A 17,440-nucleotide genomic window follows, 5' to 3' on the forward strand; every position below is an offset into this window, starting at 1 on the left:
GTCGACGACGCCCCCGGCTCACTCAAGCAGCGCTCCGAACGCCGACTGTTGCGCCCGGCGGAGCCGTTCGAGGAACGCCGACTTGCTGATTCCGAGTTCGTCCGCCACGTCCCGAGCCGTGATGCTCCGGGGGAGGTCGAAGTACCCCATCTCGACGGCCGTTCGGAGGGCGGCCTCCTGCGCGGGCGTGAGGTCCCACGCCCGACCGATGGGCGATTCCTCGTCCGCCCGGAGGGGGTAGACGCGCTGGAGTTGGATACCGACGGTGCCGCCGGCCTTCTCCATTACGCCGCGGAGCACGTCGTAGCCGACGACCGCCCCGCGCATCGTCGCGCCGCCGGCGTCGTACCGCATCGACTCGACGAGGAAGCCGGCGTCGACGAGTTCGTGAACGACGCAGGGGTGTTTCGAGAGACAGCGGAAGGTGTACGTGTCGTCGCCGCGGGTGACGTGGAGGTAGCGGATGGCGTCGTCGTCGTCGAGGGCCTCGGGGAGCCGGTCGTCCGCGGGGGCCGAAAAGTGAAGCAGGACGTTGCCGTCGGCGCGGAGTTGCGGCGCGTTCGCGTCGACCGCGACGGGGACCACGTCGGTCGCCCGCGCCAACGGGCAGTCGTCGCCGTCGATGCGAAACTCGGCCACGAGGCACTCCGCTATCATCGGCGTGTGCGTACGCGGCACGGGTATAAAAATGCAGGCCATGGACGGGTCAATTCGTAAGTAGTTATAGATGATAGTTCCTGATAGACCAATGGACCTCGAAACCGTCAAAGAACGAGCGGGCCCGCGGCAGTTCGCTCCGAAAGACGACATGCCCGAGGAGTACCGCAAGGCCGCGACGCGGATGATTCAGTTCCACGCGAACAGCGAGGTGATGGGCGGATACCTCGAAAAGCCGTTCATCCGGCAAGCGCCGAGTATCGACCGAAAGCTGGCGTTCTCAGCGAAGGTGCAGGACGAAATCGGCCACGCGCAACTGCTCTACCGCGCGGCCGAGTCCCTCGGCGTCAAGACGCGAGACGAGATGCTGGACGAGCTCGCCCGCGGCGACGGCAAGTTCCTCAACTGCTTCCACTACCCGATGGAGTCGTGGCACGAGGTGCCGATGATAGCGTTCTTCGTCGACGGCGCGGCCATGCACCGGCAGGCGACGCTCAAGAACACGTCGTGGACGCCGTACGCCCACGCGATGGACAAGGTGTGCTTCGAGGAGGGCTTCCACGTCAAACACGGCGAGTCCATCCTCTCCGAGTTGATGAACGGGTCGAAGGCGACCCAAGAGAAGACGCAGGCCGCCTTCGAGACGTGGTGGCCGCGTATCATCCAGTTCTTCGGCCCGACCAACGACAAGTCCGTCCACAACGACTTCGCGCAGGAAGTCGGCCTGAAGACGAAGTCCAACGACGAACTGCGCGACACGTTCCTCGACACGTACGTCCCGAAGGCCGAAAAGTACGGCCTCGTCGTCCCCGAGTACCCGCGCATCGAGTACGACGGGGAACTCGACACCTACCACGTCAACGAGGACGACCTGAACTGGGACGAGTTCTGGACTATCGCCAAGAACGCCTCCGAGGGGAGCCACGAGCAGATCAACTCCCGCGCACAGGCACAGGAGGCGGTCGAGTGGGTGCGCGAATCGATGCACGATTGGGAGGGCGCGTCGGGGGCCGGAACCCCGCAGGCGGCGGACTGAGAACCATGATTTGGGAAGTGTTCAGACAGGACAAACCGGGAGCGTACCACAAACACTGCGGCAACGTCCACGCGCCGGACCGCGAGCTGGCGCTCCAGTTCGCGGCCGTCCAGCACGGCCGGCGGATGAAGACCCACAGCCTGTGGGTCGTCCCGCACGACGAAATCGGCGAAATCGACGCCGACGAGACGAGCTTCGGCGGAACGACCGACAAGACCTACCGCTGGGCCACCTCGTACACGGACATCGAACCGGCCGCGCCGGAAGTCGCCGAAAGCGAGGCCGAGCAGGCCGACGTGGAGAAATCGCTCGAGGCGGACAGCTAACCATGACCGACGCACTCAACCCCGAAGACCTCGACGCCGAGCAGCGCGCCGCGCTCGAAGAGCTGCTGTTCCGCCTCGCGGACGACGAGTACGTCCACGGCGAGCGCCTCATCGAGTGGCAGATTTACGCGCCGACGCTGGAGTCCGACCTCGCGTTGGCGAACGTCGCACAGGACGAGTTCGGCCACGCTCGGCTGTGGTACGACCTGCTCGAAGAACTCGGTCACACCGAAGCGGAACTCATCTGGGAGCGCCCCGCCGGCGAGTTCAGGCACGCCACGCTGGTCGAACTCCCGTTCGCGGAGGGCGATTGGGCCGACGTCGTCCTGCGGAGCTACCTCTACGACGCCGCCGAGCGCCTGCGCCTCGACGCGCTCGTCGACACCAGCTACGCGCCGCTCGCCGACCGCGTCGGCAAGGTGCTGAGCGAGGAGCGCTACCACCTCGAAAACGCCCAGAGCTGGCTCGACCGCCTCGCCGAGGGCGACAGCCGCGACCGCGTGCAGGACGCGCTCGACCGGCTGTTCCCCCACGCGCTCTCGCTCTTCGCCGAGCCCGAACACGAGGAGGCCATCGTCGACAACGGCTTCCGGACGATGTCCACCGCCGACCTCCGCATCGAGTGGCTGGAGACGGTCATCCCGTACCTCGAATCGCTCGGACTCGACGTGCCCGAACCCGACGAGGTCGAGCGCCCGAGCGCCCGCGGCCGCGACGGCACCCACACCGACCACTGGGACGAACTGGCCGCGGAGTTCCGGCGGACCTACGAGGAGCTCGAAGCGCCCGAGCCGGCGAGAATCGGCAGGGAGCGTGTCTGACGTGAGCGCCGACGACGCGCCCGAGGCGACCGCCTGCGGCTACACAGAGTACGCCGGCGGCGAGGTTCCCGAGGGCTTCCCGAAGACGGGCGTCGGAGCCGCGGGCGTCGAAGCCGACATCTGGGACGCCCTCTACGAAATCGAGGACCCAGAGATGCCGGTGAGCATCGTCGACCTCGGCCTCATCTACGACGTTCGCGTCGTCGAGCGGGAGAGCGAAGACGGCGAGGCGAAGACGCTCGGCATCGTCGAGATGACGCTGACCTACACCGGCTGTCCGGCGCGCGACTACCTCGAAAACGACGTGCAGTGCGCGATTCTGGCGGCCGGCGTCGACGAGGCGTCCGTGCGACTCCGGTTCACGCCGGAGTGGACCGTCGACATGGTGACCGAGGCGGGCCGCGAGGCCCTCCGCGAGTTCGGACTGGGGGTGTGAGCGATGCGCCGCTTCGACCCCAGCACCGAGACGACGGGCGAAACGTCGGGCGCGGAGTGCCCGTACTGCGACGGCACGAACACCGTCCGCGAGCATCCGAAGGGGCCGGGACTGTGCCGGTCGATGCACTTCTGTAACGACTGTCAGGAGCCGTTCCAGCGGTTCGAATAGCGTCGGCGGAGAGACTGGAGAAGAACGATTTTTTCGGGACCGACCGCCACGGAGAGCCGAGGCGGTCGGTCCGGGGGCGGCAAGTTGAGGGCCGGAGCGTTCGGCAGATTACGGGCCGGATTCGGGGCCGAGTCAGCCGATGTTGAGGTTCACGTTCTTCGCCTGCGTGAACTCGCGGACGGCCTCCGCGCCCTGCTCGCGGCCGTGACCGCTCTGTTTCGTGCCGCCGAAGGGCGTCTGCGGGAACGTCACCGGGTACTCGTTGACGCTGACCATTCCGTAGTCGAGCGCGTCGGCGACGCGGTGGGCGCGAGAGAGCCCCTCGGTCCAGACGCCGGCGAGAAGCCCGTACGGCGAGTCGTTGGCGAGTTCGATCGCCTCCGTTTGGTCCGAGAACTCGGTGACGACGAGGACCGGGCCGAATATCTCCTCGCGGGCCACGGTCATGTCGTTCGTCACGTCGGTGAGGACCGTTGGCTCCACGAAGTAGCCGGTGTCCTTGTCCTCGGGGATGCCCCCACCGCAGGCGACGGTCGCGCCCTCCTCGACGCCGAGAGAGATGTACTCCAACACGTCCTCGCGGTGGGACTCGCTGACGACCGGCCCCATCCGGCCGTCGTCGTCGATGCCGGAACCGAGCGGGGTCGACTCGGCGCGCGCGACGATTCGCTCGACGAGGTCGTCGGCCACGCCCTCGTGGACGAGCAGGCGCGACCCGGCCCAGCACATCTGGCCGGCGTTCATGAAGATGCCGTAGTGGACGCCCTTGGCGGCGGCGTCGAGGTCGGCGTCGGGGAAGACGACGTTGGGGCCCTTCCCGCCGAGTTCGAGCGTGACGCCGGTCACGTTGGCCGCGGCGTCGGCCATGACGCCTTTACCGACTTCGGTGCTGCCGGTGAAGGTGACGTGCGCCACGTCGGGGTGCGAGGCGAGCGCCGACCCCGCCTCGGACCCGCTTCCGGGAACCACGTTCACCACGCCGTCGGGGAGGCCGGCTTCCTCGGCCGCGAGGCCGTAGTAGAGCGCCGAAAGTGGCGTCTGGCTGGAGGGCTTTACCACCGCCGTGTTGCCGCAGGCGAGCGCCGGCGCGAGACTCCGCCCAGCGAGTTGGAAGGGGTAGTTCCATGGGACGATGTGTCCGGTGACGCCGAGCGGTTCGCGGGTCGTGTAGTTGACGCGCCGGCCGGGGACGGGGTTGTACTCGCCGGTCACCTTGTCGGTCCACCCGGCGTAGTAGCGGAAGGTGTCGACGACCATCTGGACCTCCATGGCGGCCTCGAACGGCGTCTTGCCGTTGTCGTGGGACTCGACGAGCGTTATCTCGTCTTTCCGCTCCTCGATGGCGTCGGCCATCGCGCGCAGTTTCTCGCCGCGCTCGGCCGCGCTCGTGGTCTCCCACTCGCCGCCGCGAGCGCCCGCCGATTTCGCCGCCCGTACCGCGGCGTCGACGTCCGCCTCGCCCGCGCTGGCGACCTCGGCGTACGGCGCTTCGGTCGCCGGGTCGCGCGTCTCGATGGTCTCGTCCGATGCCGCGGCTACCCAGTCCCCGTCAATGTAGAGACTGGTGGGGCCACTGTATTCCATTACGAAATATCCTTCTCGCGCATAATATTAACTATTGTTGGTTACTAACTCCGCGGCGGGAGAACTCAGCCGGTCTTGTAGACCCCCCTCGCGGTCGCCACGTGATTTCCGTCCGTCGCGTACACGTCCACGTCCACGGTTCCCACGTCGCCGCCGAGCCGGACCACGTCGGCCTCGGCGCGGAGGTCCCCTGTCCCCGCGTTGAGATAGTCGATTCGCATGTCGATGGTCGGGACGGGCTGGTCGACCTCGCTGACGAGCGCCGCGCCGCCGACCGTGTCCGCGAGGGTGAACGTCACGCCGCCGTGGGCCATCACCCGGTCGGCGTTCCACGACAGTTCCTCGCGCATCTCGATGCGGCCCTCCGCGTGCCCGTCTGCGGCCTCGGTGACTTCGACGCCCAAGAGCCGCGCGAACGGCATGCTCTCGAAGAACTCCTCGATGTCCATGCCACCAGTTCGCACAGGTGCGTTAAGTTCGTTTCGTCGGTCAGACGAGTCGCGGGCGGACCTCGTCGCCGAGTCGGCGGACGCACTCGACCATCCGGTCGGTACCGATGCCGGGGTGGTAGGTTCGGAAGATGAAGTGGATGTCGTCGCCGAGGGCGTCGCGGTAGCGGGCGAGTTCCGCGACCACGTCGTCGGGCGTACCGAAGACGGCCTGTGCTTTGAGTTCCGCCCGGCGCTCGTCGGACAGTTCGTGGACCTCGTCGCCGGAGAATATCTCGGCGTACCGGAGCTGGAGGTAGAGGTAGCCGTCTCTCATCGCGTCCCACGCCTCGGCCTTCGAGTCGCCGACGAAGCCGTGTTGGAGGACGTATATCGTGAACTCCCCGTCGAGGCCCTCGGCTTCCCGAACGCTCCGGATGTCCTCGACGCGCTTGCGCAGGCCGCCGAGGGAGAGCGACGACGGCGCACACCACGCGTCCGCCGTCCGGGCCGCCCGGCGAACCGCGGGCTTGGCCGCGCCGCCGAGCATGAGGGGCACGTCGTGTGCCGGTTTGGGCGTCACGTCGACGCCGGTCGCACCCTCGTGAAACGGCGACTCGTGCGCTATCGGACCGTCTGACCACGCGTCGCGGAGGAGGGAGACCGTATCGGCGAGGCGGTCGACGCGCTCGTCTCGCGGAACGCCGAAGGCGTCGAACTCGCGGGGGTTAGAACCGATCGCGAGGCCGAGCGTCGTTCGGCCGCCCGAGATAAGGTCGACCGTCGCCGCGTCCTCCGCGAGCCGAATCGGGTCGTACAGCGGCGCGAGCGCGATACACGTGCCGAGTTCGACCGACTCGGTCGCCGCCGCGAGCGCCCCGAGCGCGGGCATCGTCCCCGAGAGGTAGCCGTCCGGCATGAAGTGGTGTTCGGACACCCACGCGCTGTCGAGGCCCGCGTCGTCTATCGCGCGCCCGAGCGTCAGCATCTCGTCGTACAGGTCGGCCATCGGCCGGTCGTCGTCCGGCCGCCGCTGGCAGGTGAACAGTCCCGTCCCGAGTTTCATGACTCGGAGTTCGCACCTTAGCTATTAATAGTTAGGAACACCGAGTTCGTCGGAGATGGTTCCCGACGACTCGGTACCCTCGGATTCGACAACCGCGACCGCGACGGGGCCGGCGCCGCCGGGCGAGCGCGTCGTGGGGCGCGCGGTGGAAGACGGCTGGACCGAGGCGTTCGTCTCGCCGCGAAACCCGACCGGCGCGCTCTCTCAGTTGATGGAGTACCACGACGACTACGGTGAGAAGGGAGCCGACGACGCGTTGTTCGTCCGCGGCGAGCGGTTGGATTCGTGAGTCGCCGGTCGGGGAGCCGCCTTACTCCTCGGCCGACTTCGTCTTGATGAGGAACTTCATGTCGCCTTCGAGGACGACGGTGCCGTCCTGCTTCGTCATCTCGATTTCGAGGACGACCAGTCCCGCGTCATCGCGGCTCCCGAGGTCCTTCCGCTCCGAGACGACCATCGTCTGCGAGAGCGTGTCGCCGATGAACACCGGGTTCGGCAGGTCCATGTAGTTCATCCCGAGGAAGGCGATGGCGGTGCGCTCGACGATACCCGAGCGATACACGAAGCCGGTCGACTGGACGAACGTCATCGGCCCGTGGGCGATTCGCTGGCCGAACTGGGTGTCTTCCGCGTACTCGCTGTTCGTGTGGAGTTCAGTCCAGTCGCCCGAGAGCGCGGAGTGCATCATGAAGTCCGCCTCGGTGACGGTGCGGCCGACGCTCTGGAACTCCTTGCCCTCCTCGAAGTCCTCGAAGTAGTGCGGTTCGTAGCTGTATGCCATACCTCACCGTCACCGCCATCAGATAAAGTAGTTTACATACCTATCTTTCCTGACAGTCGATGCCTACTTGGGGAGCGCAGGACGACGTGTGGTCGCATGTCGGAGCAAGACGACCACGCGGAGAGACGGGAGCGCGCCTCGAACGACCCCTACTGCGGGCGCGTCGGTATCGACCTCGCCGAGGTCGGCGACGGGTACGCGGAGACGACGCTGACCGTGGCCGAAGACCACCTGAACTTCCACGGGACGCCCCACGGGGGCGCGGTGTACAGCCTCGCCGACGCGGCCTTCGCGGCCGCCTCGAACAGCCACGGCGACGCCGCGTTCGCGCTGGAGACGAACATCTCGTACCTCGCGGCCGCCGAGGTGGGCGAGACGCTCCGCGCGGTCGCCGAGGAGACGCATCTCGGGGGGCGGACCGCCGAGTACGAGGTCGTCGTCTCCGACGGGGACGGCGAGCGAATCGCGACGTTTCGAGGGCGCGTCTACAAGCCCGGCGGTCGCTGACGGCGCGCGTTACTGGCCGCGGTGGTCGTAAACGCGCTGGACCTTTCCGACCTCGGTGCGCGCGATGTCGCCGTACTCGACGAGGTTCAGTTCGTCGGGCGTGAACGAGAGCACGTTCGAGAGCCGCTTTTGAATCCGACCTTCGAGGTCCGACAGCGACCCGCCGAACTCCTCGACCAGTTCGACCGTGATTTCGACCCGGTCGAGATTCCCCTCGCGGCGGAGGTCGATGCGGTAGTGCGGCGCGATTTCGTCGAACTCGAGGACGACCGATTCGACCTCGCTCGGGTAGAAGTTCACGCCGCGGACGATTATCAGGTCGTCCGACCGGCCCGTGATGTTGTCCATGCGGACGCAGGTTCGGCCGCACTCGCAAGTGCCGTAGTCCAGCGTGGTCAGGTCGCCCGTCCGATACCGGAGGACCGGCAGCGCGTCCTTCGCGAGGGTCGTCAACACGAGTTCGCCCTCCTCGCCCTCCTCGACGGGGTCGCCGGTGTTCGGGTCGACCACCTCGGGGTAGAAGTAATCCTCCCAGATGTGAAGGCCGTCCTGCGCCTCGCACTCGACGGAGACGCCGGGGCCGACGATTTCCGAGAGGCCGTAGATGTCGATGCCGGTCACGCCGAGTCGCGCTTCGATTTCGTTCCGCATCGGCTCGGTGCAGGGCTCCGCGCCGAAGATGACCGTCCGAAGCGGCAGGTCGCGGATGTCGACTCCCATGTCGTCTGCGACCTCGGCGAGATAGAGCGCGTACGACGGGGTACACGCGATGACGTCGCTTCCGAGGTCGGAGAGCAGTTCCACCTGTCGCTGGGTGTTGCCGCCGCCGATGGGGATGACCGTCGCGCCGAGCTCCTCGACGCCCTGGTGGAGGCCGAGACCGCCGGTGAACAGGCCGTAGCCGTAGGCGTTCTGGACTACGTCGTCAGGGCCGACGCCGGCCGCGACGAGACACCGCGCGACGGCCTTGTTCCACACGTCGAGGTCCTCGCGGGTGTAGCCGACGATTTTGGGCTTGCCGGTCGTGCCCGACGACGCGTGGACGCGAATCACGTCGTCCATGTCGACCGCGAACATCCCCGTCGGGTAGTGGTCTCGGAAGTCCTCTTTCGTCGTGAACGGCAGTTTCGACAGGTCTTCGACGCTTTCGATGTCCGCGGGCGAGAGTCCGGCCTCGTCGAACGTCTCGCGGTAGAACTCGACGTTCTCGTACGCGTTCCGAACCGTCTCCCGCAGGCGACCGTCCTGCACCTCGCGGAGTTCCTCCCGCGAGGCGGCCTCCGTGCTATCGAATACCATGTACGTTTGAAGTCGATGATAGAATATGACAAAAATGATGCGGTCGGCCGACCGCGCCGCGGGGCGAACCTATTTCGAGGGGGATGCGCAATCGACTACCATGCGAGACGCATACATCGTCGGAGCGGGCCAATCGAAGTACGGCGCGTTCCCGGACGAGAGCTATCGGTCGCTGTTCACGACCGCGTTCGAGGAGGCGCTGGGGAGCGCCGCCGGCGTCGAGGCGGCCGATATCGACGAGGCCGTCGTCGGGTCGCTCGGCGTCGGCGGGCGGCAACTCGGCTTATCGGGGCCGGCCGTGACGGAGCACGTCGGCCTCCACGGCGTCCCCTGTTCCCGAATCGAAAACGCCTGCGCAGCGAGCGGCTACGCGGTCAGACAGGCGGTACAGGCGGTCAAAAGCGGGATGGCGGACGTGGCCCTCGCGGGGGGCTACGAGGTCATGACCGACATGAGCGGCGACGTGGCGAAGTACTGGCTCGGCGTCAGCGGCGAGACGGAGTGGGAGCGGCTCACCGGGACGACGTTCGCGGGCGTCTACGCCCAGATGGCCTCGGCGTACCTCGACGCCTACGACGCCTCGCCGGACCACTTCTCGAAGGTCGCCGTGAAGAACCACGCGAACGGCGCGAAGAACCCGAAGGCGCACCTCGGCTTCGAGTGCTCGCTCGACGACGCGCGGAGCGCCCCCGTCGTGGCCGAGCCGCTGAACCTCTATCACTGCTGTCCGACCTCCGACGGCGCGGCCGCGGTCCTCGTCGCCAGCGAGGACGTTGCCAGCGCGTGCGACGACGCCGTCCGCGTCGCGGGCGTGGGTGCCGCCTCCGAGCGCGTCGGCCTCTTCCAGCGCGACAGCTACACCGCCGTCGAATCGTCCGAGCGGGCCGCCGCGGCCGCCTACGAGATGGCCGGTCTCGGTCCCGACGACGTGGACTTCGCGGAGGTCCACGACTGCTTCGCCATCGCCGAACTGCTGGCGTACGAGGACCTCGGCTTCTGCGAGCGCGGACACGCGCCCGAACTGGTCGATTCCGGCGCGACCGAACTCGGCGGCGACCTACCCGTCAACCCCTCCGGCGGCCTGAAATCGAAGGGACATCCCATCGGCGCGACGGGCGCTGGACAGGTCGTCGAAGCGTTCAAACAGCTTGCCGGCCGGGCGGGGGACCGACAGGTCTCCGGCGCGAACGTCGGCCTCACCCACAACGTCGGCGGGTCGGGCGGTGCCGCCGTCGTTCACGTCCTCGAAGGAGGGGCGCTATGAGCGCCGACGACTCGGCGCGAGCGACTCCCGGAATCGCCGGGGTCGGCGCGTACGTCCCCCGGTTGTACCTCCCCGCGTCGGCCTACCGCGAGGCGTGGGGCAAAGGCGGCGCGCCGGGCGTCGAGCGGGTCGCCGTCGCCGACGCGGACGAAGACACACTGACGATGGCGACCGAAGCGGGTCGGCGCGCGCTCGACGCGGCCGGCGTGGACGCGAGCGATATCGGACACCTCGCGTTCGCCACCACGACGCCGCCGAACGACGAGGATGAAAGCGCGGTCCGGCTGGTCTCTCTCCTCGGCGTCGACCCGTCGGTTCCGACCCGGCAGTTCGGCGGAAGCACCCGCGCCGGCGCGGTGGCGCTGGCGGCGACGGTCGAGGCGACCCGAGGCTCGGGCGCAGGCGCGGGAACGGGGAGCGGCGGTTCGGCACTCGTCGTCGTCGCCGACAGCCCGCGAGGAGCGCCCGAAAGCGACGAGGCGGCCGGTGCCGGGGCGGGTGCGGCCGCGCTCGTTCTCACCGGAGACGCTCCGCTCGCCGTCGATGCCGTCGGCGAGTTCGGCGACCCCGCGCCCGGCACGCGGTTCCGAGGATTCGGGAGCGCCGAGACGGAGTCCATCGGCGTCACGCAGTACGAGCGCGACGCCTACACGCGGGCGGTCGGCGGGGCGGTCGAGGCCCTCGGTATCGACGTCGCCGAACTGGACCCCGAGGCCGTGTCGCTCACCGCGCCGGACGAGAAACTCCCGTACCGCGCGGCCGACGCGCTCGGCGTCGAACCGGCGCGAATCGCGGCCGGGACCGTCGTCTCGCGAACCGGCGACACCGGGGCCGCCGGGCCGTTTCTCGGACTCGCGTCGGCACTCGACTCCGCGGTCGTCGCGGGAGGCGACGAGTCGAGCGGCCGGTCCCCCGCGAGCTCGGTGCTCCTCGTCGGCTACGGCGGCGGCGCGGGGGCGACCGCGCTCGCGCTCAGCGTGGGGGCAACAGACACCAACTCCGCCGCCAGTTCCGTCGTCCCGGTCGAGGCCGCCCTCGACGGCGACGTGGAGCTCACCTACGCGGAGGCGCTCCGGCGGCGTGGGACCATCACCGGCGGGGAGCCAGCCGGCGGGGGCGCGTACGTCAGCGTGCCGACGTGGAAGCGGACGATTCCGCAGCGCCACCGCCTCGTCGCCGGCGAGTGCGCCGACTGCGGTGCGCTCTCGTTCCCGCCGGAGGGCGCGTGTCCCGACTGCGGGTCGCTCGCGGGCTACGACGACGCGGCGCTCCCCGGGACGGGAACCGTCGAGGCCGCGACCGCCATCGGACAGGGGGGCGCGCCGCCGGAGTTCGTCGAGCAGCAGCAGCGCGCCGGGTCGTTCCCGGTCGCCGTCGTCGCCTTCGACGGGCCGGGCGGAGAGGCCGACACTCGAACCGTGAGCGCGCCCGCACAGGTCGTCCACTCCCCCGCGGGAACGCCCGCAATCGGCGACCGCGTCGAGGCCGTGCCGCGCCGCATCTACGAGCAGGAGGGCGTCGTGAGATACGGCTTCAAGGTCGTCCCGACCGAGGCGCGACGGTAGTTCGGGACGCCGTCGAAGTCGTGTGGCCTCTAACGAGGGCAAACGATTATGAGGGTTCCCGAACCCCTTCCGGTGATGCAAGTGAGTGTACTCGGCGCGGGAACCATGGGCCACGGCATCGCGCAGGTGGCCGCGATGGCCGGTCACGAGGTGACGATGCGCGACATCGAAGCGGCGTACGTCGAAGACGGACTGGACGCCATCGAGTCAAACCTCCGGGGCGGCGTCGACCGCGACAAGGTGACGCCCGACGAGATGGCGGCGACGCTCGACCGGCTCTCGGGGACGACCTCGCTGGAGGCGGCGGTCGCCGACGCCGACCTCGTCGTCGAGGCGGTTCCCGAGGACATGGAACTCAAGCGCGAGACGGTCGCGGAGGTCGAATCCCTCGTCGACGACGACGCCGTCATCGCGTCGAACACGTCGTCGCTCTCCGTGACCGAGATACTGAGCGCCCTCGAACGTCCCGAGCGCGGCCTCGGACTCCACTTCTTCAACCCGGTCCACATCATGGGTCTCGTGGAGGTCGTCGTCGCGGAACAGACCAGCGAGGCGACGCTGGCGTTCGCCACCGAGTTCGTCGAGGGCATCGACAAGACGGCCGTCGAGGTCGGCGACTCGCCCGGCTTCGCCTCCTCGCGGCTCGGCGTCGCTCTCGGCGTCGAGGCCATGCGCATGGTTCAGGAGGGCGTCGCGTCGCCCGCGGACATCGACACCGCGATGGAACTCGGCTACAACCACCCGATGGGGCCTCTCGAACTCGGCGATGTGGTCGGCCTCGACGTTCGACTCGACATCCTCGAGTACCTGCGCGAGGAACTCGGCGAGCGCTTCCGCCCGCCGCAGATTCTCAAGCGAAAGGTCCGCGCCGGCAAGCTCGGCAAGAAGACCGGCGAGGGGTTCTACGTCTGGGAGGACGGCGAAATCGTCGGCGCGAGCGAGGACGTGATGGACCGATGAGCGGTGACGGTCCAAGCGCCGACGGTCCGAGCGCCGACGACCGAGAGACTGGTGGCCCCCGAGCCGACGGCGGAACGCCGACCGTCGAGTCCGTCGCCGCCGAGTGTGAGACGGTCGACGCCGTCGTCGGCGACCGCGTCGACGCCGTCGTCACCGTGACGCTGAACCGCCCCGACGCGCGGAACGCGCTCAACGCGACGCTCCGGGCTGAACTCAAGCGCGTCCTCGACGCCATCGAAGAGAGCAGCGCGCGCGTCGTCGTCCTGACCGGCTCCGACGAGGCGAAGGCGTTCGTCGCCGGCGCGGACGTGAAGGAACTCCGCGAGCGCGACATGCTCGAACAGCGCGAGGCGAGCAAGCGCCCGCGGGTGTACGAGCGCGTCGACGACCTCAGACAGCCGGTCATCGCCCGGGTCAACGGCCACGCCCTCGGCGGCGGCTGCGAGCTGATGCAGGCCTGCGACGTGCGCATCGCCCACGAGCGGGCGAAACTCGGCCAACCCGAAATCAATCTCGGTATCATGCCCGGCGGGGGCGGCACCCAGCGACTCGCGCGCCTCGTCGGCGAGGGCCACGCCATGCGACTCATCCTGACGGGCGAGCTCATCTCCGCCGAGGAGGCCGCGGACATCGGCCTCGTCGAGGAGGTCCACGGCGACGACACCTTCGACGACCGGGTGTACGAACTCGCCGAGATGATGGCGACGAAGAGCCCCGTGGCCCTGGAGTTCGCCAAGAAGGCCGTCAAGGCCGCCTCGCGGACGGACCTCGAACAGGGCATCGAGTACGAGGCGGAGCTGTTCGCCCAACTGTTCGGCTCGCCCGACAAGGACGAGGGTATCGACGCGTTCTTCGAGGACCGCGAGCCCGAGTGGCACGAGCGCGAACGATAGACCCCCACTCGCGCCGTTCGAACTGCTCGAACGACTTCGAAACCGCCGCGACCGCCCGCCGAGAACTCACAGCGCAGGCGCGAGCGCTAGTTTCACGACGTGAACACGTCTTCGGGAGCGACCGGCCCGCGAGCGAGGCCGAATCGGGGGCGCGCCGGTGGAGGACCGGGCGTTCCGTCCTTTCGAACGCGAGTCCGTACTCGAGCGACGCCGCCGTATCGGCAGTCGCTATCGAGACCGTCTCGCGCGCGAACCGAACACCGAGTCTCGAATGACGGGGATACGGCGGTTTCGGGGCGAACGAGACCCAGCAACGATGCGGCCGGCCCACAGGACGGCAGCCGGACGGTTCGTCTCCCACGCCACAGTCCGTGACAGGTGTAATTTTGTAATTGCTCGCGTTCCCACCGCGTCAATCTACGATGGTATAATAAGTATATAACCACAATATGTTCGAGGAGTTCGAACAGCGATTGTCGAAATCGAGTCGTCGTCTCGACCTCTCGAAAGCGGAAATATCGGACTTCGCGCGAGAGAATGTTCGTTGAGGTAGTTCGAACCATTCGAACGAACGTGCCGCATACTCGGTTCGCCGGCGGGGCGAGTGGCCGGGTCAGGAGAAGTTGAGGTTGATTTCGACCTCGTTGGCCGCGCCGAGGAGGAGGTCGGCGAGGTCGCCGGTCAGTCGGTCGCCCCGAAGCCGGTTCGAGGGGCCCGAGATGCTTATCGCCCCGACGGGGTGACCCTCGTTGTCGGTGACGGCGACCCCGACGGCGTGGAGTTTCGGGACGATTTCCTCGCGGTTGAGCGCGAACCCGCGCTCGCGAATCGTCGCCAGTTCCTCGAAGAGCGCGTCGGGGGCGGTTATCGTCTTCGGCGTCTTCGCCGGGAGGCCGTGTCGGTCGACGATGTCGCGGACGCGTTCGTCCGGGAACGCCGACAGGATGGCCTTGCCGGCGGCGAGTTGGTGGAGGTACGAGCGCGTCCCCTCCCGGGCTGGCGTCCGAACCGAGTGCGCGCCGGCCGCGCCGTAGAGGTGGAACCCGCGGCCCTGCTCTTCCGTGACGCACCACACCTTCTCGCCGGTCTGCTCGGCGAGTTCGTCCAGTTTCGGCTTCGCCACCTCGTAGAGCTGGTGCTGGTCGCGCGCGTAGATGCCGAAGTCGAGGAGCCGAAGGCCGACCCGGTAGCCGTCGTCGTCGGGGACGACGAAGCCCTCGCGTTCGAGCGTCTTCAGGTGCCGGTGGACCGTGCTCTTGGCCAACCCGAGCTCCGAGGCGAGCCCCGTCGGCCCCATCGAGCCCCCCGATTTGAGCCGTTCGAGGATGCCGAGCGACGTGGCGGCCGTCGTCACCGGTCGGCGCTGTTCATCGTCTGTCATCACCTATCTTCGGTGTTCGTTCGTGATAAATCTTGTTCGAACAGTTCGAACGAGGGTTCCACCTGCTCGAACGACCGCGGCGGACGCTCGAACCGCGAGTCGGCGATAGAGCAAAGTAGCGTCCGATTGGATAGCAGACGTGCATGATTAAATTGGTGAATATTCTCGTCCGGGACGACGGCCACACGCACGAGGAGTTCGTCGAGCGGTGGCGGGGGAGCCACGCGGAACTCGCTGCGGAGCTACCGGGGCTGGTGAAGTACGCGACGAGCGTCCCGACCGACCCCGAGCGGTCCGAGTACGACGGCATCGTCGAACTCTACTTCGAGGACATGGCCGCACTGAAGGCGGCGTTCGACTCCGAGGTCGGCCAGCGCGTGAACGCCGACGCGGCCGAGTTCATCGACATGGAGCAGGGGCCGACGCTCTACGTCGAGGAGACGGTCCACCTCGACAGGTCCTGAATCCATGAACACGAGCGAACGACTCGTCGAGAGCCTCGAACGGCTCGGCGTCGAGCGAATCTTCGGCTACCCCGGCGGCCGCGTCATCGAGCTGTTCGACCTGCTACCCGAGTCGGACATCGACCTCGTGCGCCCCCGCGACGAGCGCGAGGCGAGCGTCATGGCCGAGATGTACGGCCGGTTGACGGGCGAACCGGGCGTTCTCGCCGGACAGGGGCCGTGGATAGGAAGCCTCGGCCTCATCGGACAGATGGAGGCGCGCCTCGCCTCGTCACCGATGGTCGCCATCACCGAGGCCTCCGAGCGCGGGAACTACTCGACGCTCGCGCCCTACCAGCAGTCCCGCGGCGACTACGGCGGCCTCGAACTCCCGAAGCTTCTCGACGCCGTGACGAAGGAACACTGGTTCCCGCGGACCCCGACCGAGACGGTTCGGAGCCTCCAACTCGCGTTCAAACACGCCGTCGCCGGGCGTCCCGGTCCGACCGCGGTCGTCCTCGACGGCGACGCCGTCACTGAGGAGTTCCCCGCCGAGTCCGTGCCGCCGGTCTGGAACGACGAGACGCAGACCAGAACGTGGACCGCCGCGCCGACGGCCCGCGACGTCGCGGCCGCCGCCGAGGCGCTCGAAGCGGCCGAGCGACCGGTCATCATCTCGGGCAACGGCGTCCACGCGTCGGGCGCGTACGAGGAGCTGGCCGCGGTCGCCGAGGCCTACGAGGCGGCCGTCGTCACCTCCTACCTCGGGAAATCGACGGTCCCCGAGACGCACCACCTCGCCGGAGGCGTCATCGGCTCGTTCGGTCACGAGGGTGCGAACCAACTCGTCAGCGAGGCCGATACGCTCCTCGTCGTCGGCTGTCGCATGAACCCGATGGACACCAACTGGCAGGCCCCCGACTTCATCCGCCCCGACGAGCAGACGATTATCCACGCCGATATCGACCCGCGGAACGCCGGGTGGGTCTACCCCGCCGACGTGGGACTCATCGGCGACGCGTCCGAATCGCTGCGCGAACTCGCGGCCGCCGGCGGCACCAAAAACGACTGGGCCGAGGACCGGGCCCGGAAGGCCCGCGAGTCGTTCCACGCGCCCGAGTGCGAGTCGGACGCCGCCCCCATCCTCCCCCAGCGGGCCGTCAAGGAAATCGAGCGCGTCGTCGACGAGGACACCATCGTCACCGCCGACTCCGGCAACAACCGCTTTTGGCTGCTCAACTACCTCCAGACGCCGGCGGTTCGGACCTACTTCGGCTCCGGCGGCGTCGGCGGCATGGGCTGGGCGACGCCCGCCGCGGTGTCGGCCGCGCTGGCGACAGACAAGCGCGTCGTCGGCGTCGCGGGCGACGGCGGCTTCGCCATGACGATGACGAGCGTCGAGACGGCGGTCGAACACGGCGTCGCGCCGACGGTCGTCGTCCTCAACGACACCAGCCTCGGGATGGTCAGACAGATGCAGCACGCTCCCGACGACATCGCGGGCGTCGAGTTCCACGACACGGACTTCGCGCGGGTCGCGGAGGCGTTCGGCGCGACGGGCGTCCGCGTCGAGACGCCGGGCGAACTCGGCGACGCGCTCGCCGACGCGAAGACGCACAGCCTCCCGACGGTCATCGACGCCCGTATCGACCGCAGTCAGGACATGGCCGCGACGCTCCAGTCGTCGTTCTACGCGTCGGTCGGCGGACTCCACGAGTAGCGCGCGGTGACGAGTCGGCCGTCGCCGACCCTCTCGGCGGTCCGCTCCCCGGGAAACACTTTTCTCGCGCGCAGGTAGAACTACGATAGCATGTCAGCATCG

Annotated in this window: 20 protein-coding genes; 13 read left to right on the forward strand and 7 right to left on the reverse strand. The window is 68.3% G+C overall.

Annotated features, from left to right (window positions below; all coding sequences use genetic code 11):
* Positions 1 to 18: 18 nt before the first annotated feature.
* Positions 19 to 657, reverse strand: a complete 639-nt coding sequence (locus tag C5B91_RS14905; RefSeq protein ID WP_008093891.1) for a helix-turn-helix domain-containing protein — start codon at positions 655 to 657, stop codon at positions 19 to 21.
* A 91-nt stretch (positions 658 to 748) separates the two neighbouring features.
* Between C5B91_RS14905 and paaA the strand changes: the two genes are divergently transcribed.
* Genes paaA through paaE form a run of 5 tightly spaced genes read left to right on the forward strand, consistent with a single transcriptional unit; the run spans position 749 to position 3,447 of the window.
* Positions 749 to 1,693: a 1,2-phenylacetyl-CoA epoxidase subunit PaaA gene (gene paaA, locus C5B91_RS14910; protein WP_008093892.1), complete on the forward strand. Its 945-nt coding sequence runs from the start codon at positions 749 to 751 to the stop codon at positions 1,691 to 1,693.
* Positions 1,694 to 1,698: 5 nt separating this feature from the next.
* The gene (gene paaB, locus C5B91_RS14915) at positions 1,699 to 2,019 is read left to right on the forward strand and encodes a 1,2-phenylacetyl-CoA epoxidase subunit PaaB (RefSeq protein ID WP_004040859.1); all 321 of its coding nucleotides are present in this window, start codon (positions 1,699 to 1,701) and stop codon (positions 2,017 to 2,019) included.
* 2 nt (positions 2,020 to 2,021) lie between these two features.
* The gene (paaC, locus tag C5B91_RS14920; RefSeq protein ID WP_049968957.1) at positions 2,022 to 2,840 is read left to right on the forward strand and encodes a 1,2-phenylacetyl-CoA epoxidase subunit PaaC; all 819 of its coding nucleotides are present in this window, start codon (positions 2,022 to 2,024) and stop codon (positions 2,838 to 2,840) included.
* A complete protein-coding gene (gene paaD / locus C5B91_RS14925; RefSeq protein WP_115819931.1) occupies positions 2,833 to 3,276 on the forward strand; it encodes a 1,2-phenylacetyl-CoA epoxidase subunit PaaD in 444 nt (147 codons plus the stop codon). The genes paaC and paaD overlap by 8 nt, the downstream gene beginning before the upstream one ends.
* Before the next feature lie 3 nt (positions 3,277 to 3,279).
* Positions 3,280 to 3,447 carry a 1,2-phenylacetyl-CoA epoxidase subunit PaaE gene (gene paaE / locus C5B91_RS22495; protein WP_004978321.1) on the forward strand — a complete coding sequence of 56 codons (168 nt, stop codon included), beginning with the start codon at positions 3,280 to 3,282 and terminating at the stop codon, positions 3,445 to 3,447.
* A gap of 132 nt (positions 3,448 to 3,579) precedes the next feature.
* On the opposite strand, the gene C5B91_RS14930 is transcribed toward paaE, so the two are convergent.
* From C5B91_RS14930 to C5B91_RS14940, 3 genes are all read right to left on the reverse strand, one after another.
* A complete protein-coding gene (locus C5B91_RS14930) occupies positions 3,580 to 5,031 on the reverse strand; it encodes an aldehyde dehydrogenase (protein ID WP_115819932.1) in 1,452 nt (483 codons plus the stop codon).
* A 65-nt stretch (positions 5,032 to 5,096) separates the two neighbouring features.
* Positions 5,097 to 5,480: a PaaI family thioesterase gene (locus C5B91_RS14935; protein ID WP_004978316.1), complete on the reverse strand. Its 384-nt coding sequence runs from the start codon at positions 5,478 to 5,480 to the stop codon at positions 5,097 to 5,099.
* A 40-nt stretch (positions 5,481 to 5,520) separates the two neighbouring features.
* Positions 5,521 to 6,525 carry an LLM class flavin-dependent oxidoreductase gene (locus C5B91_RS14940; RefSeq protein WP_115819933.1) on the reverse strand — a complete coding sequence of 335 codons (1,005 nt, stop codon included), beginning with the start codon at positions 6,523 to 6,525 and terminating at the stop codon, positions 5,521 to 5,523.
* A gap of 55 nt (positions 6,526 to 6,580) precedes the next feature.
* Here C5B91_RS14940 and C5B91_RS14945 point away from each other — a divergent pair, with 55 nt between their 5' ends.
* Positions 6,581 to 6,814: a hypothetical protein gene (locus C5B91_RS14945; protein ID WP_049968960.1), complete on the forward strand. Its 234-nt coding sequence runs from the start codon at positions 6,581 to 6,583 to the stop codon at positions 6,812 to 6,814.
* A 21-nt stretch (positions 6,815 to 6,835) separates the two neighbouring features.
* On the opposite strand, the gene C5B91_RS14950 is transcribed toward C5B91_RS14945, so the two are convergent.
* A complete protein-coding gene (locus C5B91_RS14950) occupies positions 6,836 to 7,306 on the reverse strand; it encodes a MaoC/PaaZ C-terminal domain-containing protein (RefSeq protein WP_004978303.1) in 471 nt (156 codons plus the stop codon).
* 96 nt (positions 7,307 to 7,402) lie between these two features.
* Here C5B91_RS14950 and paaI point away from each other — a divergent pair, with 96 nt between their 5' ends.
* On the forward strand, positions 7,403 to 7,813 hold the full coding sequence (gene paaI / locus C5B91_RS14955) for a hydroxyphenylacetyl-CoA thioesterase PaaI (RefSeq protein WP_008093911.1): 411 nt from the start codon (positions 7,403 to 7,405) through the stop codon (positions 7,811 to 7,813).
* A 9-nt stretch (positions 7,814 to 7,822) separates the two neighbouring features.
* Here the strand turns inward: paaI and paaK are convergent, their stop codons facing one another.
* Positions 7,823 to 9,112 carry a phenylacetate--CoA ligase PaaK gene (gene paaK / locus C5B91_RS14960; RefSeq protein WP_115819934.1) on the reverse strand — a complete coding sequence of 430 codons (1,290 nt, stop codon included), beginning with the start codon at positions 9,110 to 9,112 and terminating at the stop codon, positions 7,823 to 7,825.
* Between the two features lie 100 nt (positions 9,113 to 9,212).
* On the opposite strand from paaK, the gene C5B91_RS14965 reads away from it, so the two are divergent.
* The 4 genes from C5B91_RS14965 (at position 9,213) to C5B91_RS14980 (ending at position 13,794) form a co-directional block, all read left to right on the forward strand.
* On the forward strand, positions 9,213 to 10,376 hold the full coding sequence (locus C5B91_RS14965) for a thiolase domain-containing protein (RefSeq protein WP_115819935.1): 1,164 nt from the start codon (positions 9,213 to 9,215) through the stop codon (positions 10,374 to 10,376).
* Positions 10,373 to 11,941, forward strand: a complete 1,569-nt coding sequence (locus tag C5B91_RS14970) for a zinc ribbon domain-containing protein (RefSeq protein ID WP_115819936.1) — start codon at positions 10,373 to 10,375, stop codon at positions 11,939 to 11,941. Before C5B91_RS14965 ends, C5B91_RS14970 begins: the two co-directional genes overlap by 4 nt.
* A 75-nt stretch (positions 11,942 to 12,016) precedes the next feature.
* Entirely contained in the window at positions 12,017 to 12,901 is an 885-nt protein-coding gene (locus C5B91_RS14975; RefSeq protein ID WP_049968963.1) for a 3-hydroxyacyl-CoA dehydrogenase family protein, read from the forward strand.
* On the forward strand, positions 12,898 to 13,794 hold the full coding sequence (locus C5B91_RS14980) for an enoyl-CoA hydratase/isomerase family protein (protein WP_008093922.1): 897 nt from the start codon (positions 12,898 to 12,900) through the stop codon (positions 13,792 to 13,794). Before C5B91_RS14975 ends, C5B91_RS14980 begins: the two co-directional genes overlap by 4 nt.
* A gap of 613 nt (positions 13,795 to 14,407) precedes the next feature.
* Here C5B91_RS14980 and C5B91_RS14990 read toward each other — a convergent pair.
* Positions 14,408 to 15,175, reverse strand: coding sequence for an IclR family transcriptional regulator (locus C5B91_RS14990; protein WP_008093926.1), 768 nt, complete (start codon positions 15,173 to 15,175; stop codon positions 14,408 to 14,410).
* 143 nt (positions 15,176 to 15,318) lie between these two features.
* On the opposite strand from C5B91_RS14990, the gene C5B91_RS14995 reads away from it, so the two are divergent.
* Positions 15,319 to 15,639, forward strand: coding sequence for an EthD family reductase (locus tag C5B91_RS14995; protein ID WP_008093927.1), 321 nt, complete (start codon positions 15,319 to 15,321; stop codon positions 15,637 to 15,639).
* Between the two features lie 4 nt (positions 15,640 to 15,643).
* Positions 15,644 to 17,338, forward strand: coding sequence for a thiamine pyrophosphate-binding protein (locus tag C5B91_RS15000; protein WP_115819938.1), 1,695 nt, complete (start codon positions 15,644 to 15,646; stop codon positions 17,336 to 17,338).
* Positions 17,339 to 17,440: the final 102 nt, after the last annotated feature.

Origin of the sequence: Haloferax sp. Atlit-10N, assembly GCF_003586325.1 — an archaeon.
In the GTDB taxonomy this organism is placed as follows: domain Archaea; phylum Halobacteriota; class Halobacteria; order Halobacteriales; family Haloferacaceae; genus Haloferax; species Haloferax prahovense.

Bases quoted from the DNA above. Each gene is read 5' to 3' on its own strand.
- C5B91_RS14970 (WP_115819936.1), top strand. From the start codon at position 10,373: ATGAGCGCCGACGACTCGGCGCGAGCGACTCCCGGAATCGCCGGGGTC.
- paaK (WP_115819934.1), bottom strand. From the start codon at position 9,112: ATGGTATTCGATAGCACGGAGGCCGCCTCGCGGGAGGAACTCCGCGAG.
- C5B91_RS14995 (WP_008093927.1), top strand. From the start codon at position 15,319: ATGATTAAATTGGTGAATATTCTCGTCCGGGACGACGGCCACACGCAC.
- C5B91_RS14935 (WP_004978316.1), bottom strand. From the start codon at position 5,480: ATGGACATCGAGGAGTTCTTCGAGAGCATGCCGTTCGCGCGGCTCTTG.
- C5B91_RS15000 (WP_115819938.1), top strand. From the start codon at position 15,644: ATGAACACGAGCGAACGACTCGTCGAGAGCCTCGAACGGCTCGGCGTC.
- C5B91_RS14975 (WP_049968963.1), top strand. From the start codon at position 12,017: ATGCAAGTGAGTGTACTCGGCGCGGGAACCATGGGCCACGGCATCGCG.
- paaC (WP_049968957.1), top strand. From the start codon at position 2,022: ATGACCGACGCACTCAACCCCGAAGACCTCGACGCCGAGCAGCGCGCC.
- C5B91_RS14980 (WP_008093922.1), top strand. From the start codon at position 12,898: ATGAGCGGTGACGGTCCAAGCGCCGACGGTCCGAGCGCCGACGACCGA.
- C5B91_RS14990 (WP_008093926.1), bottom strand. From the start codon at position 15,175: ATGACAGACGATGAACAGCGCCGACCGGTGACGACGGCCGCCACGTCG.
- C5B91_RS14965 (WP_115819935.1), top strand. From the start codon at position 9,213: ATGCGAGACGCATACATCGTCGGAGCGGGCCAATCGAAGTACGGCGCG.
- C5B91_RS14905 (WP_008093891.1), bottom strand. From the start codon at position 657: ATGATAGCGGAGTGCCTCGTGGCCGAGTTTCGCATCGACGGCGACGAC.
- paaA (WP_008093892.1), top strand. From the start codon at position 749: ATGGACCTCGAAACCGTCAAAGAACGAGCGGGCCCGCGGCAGTTCGCT.
- paaB (WP_004040859.1), top strand. From the start codon at position 1,699: ATGATTTGGGAAGTGTTCAGACAGGACAAACCGGGAGCGTACCACAAA.
- C5B91_RS14940 (WP_115819933.1), bottom strand. From the start codon at position 6,525: ATGAAACTCGGGACGGGACTGTTCACCTGCCAGCGGCGGCCGGACGAC.
- C5B91_RS14950 (WP_004978303.1), bottom strand. From the start codon at position 7,306: ATGGCATACAGCTACGAACCGCACTACTTCGAGGACTTCGAGGAGGGC.
- C5B91_RS14930 (WP_115819932.1), bottom strand. From the start codon at position 5,031: ATGGAATACAGTGGCCCCACCAGTCTCTACATTGACGGGGACTGGGTA.
- paaE (WP_004978321.1), top strand. From the start codon at position 3,280: ATGCGCCGCTTCGACCCCAGCACCGAGACGACGGGCGAAACGTCGGGC.
- paaI (WP_008093911.1), top strand. From the start codon at position 7,403: ATGTCGGAGCAAGACGACCACGCGGAGAGACGGGAGCGCGCCTCGAAC.
- C5B91_RS14945 (WP_049968960.1), top strand. From the start codon at position 6,581: ATGGTTCCCGACGACTCGGTACCCTCGGATTCGACAACCGCGACCGCG.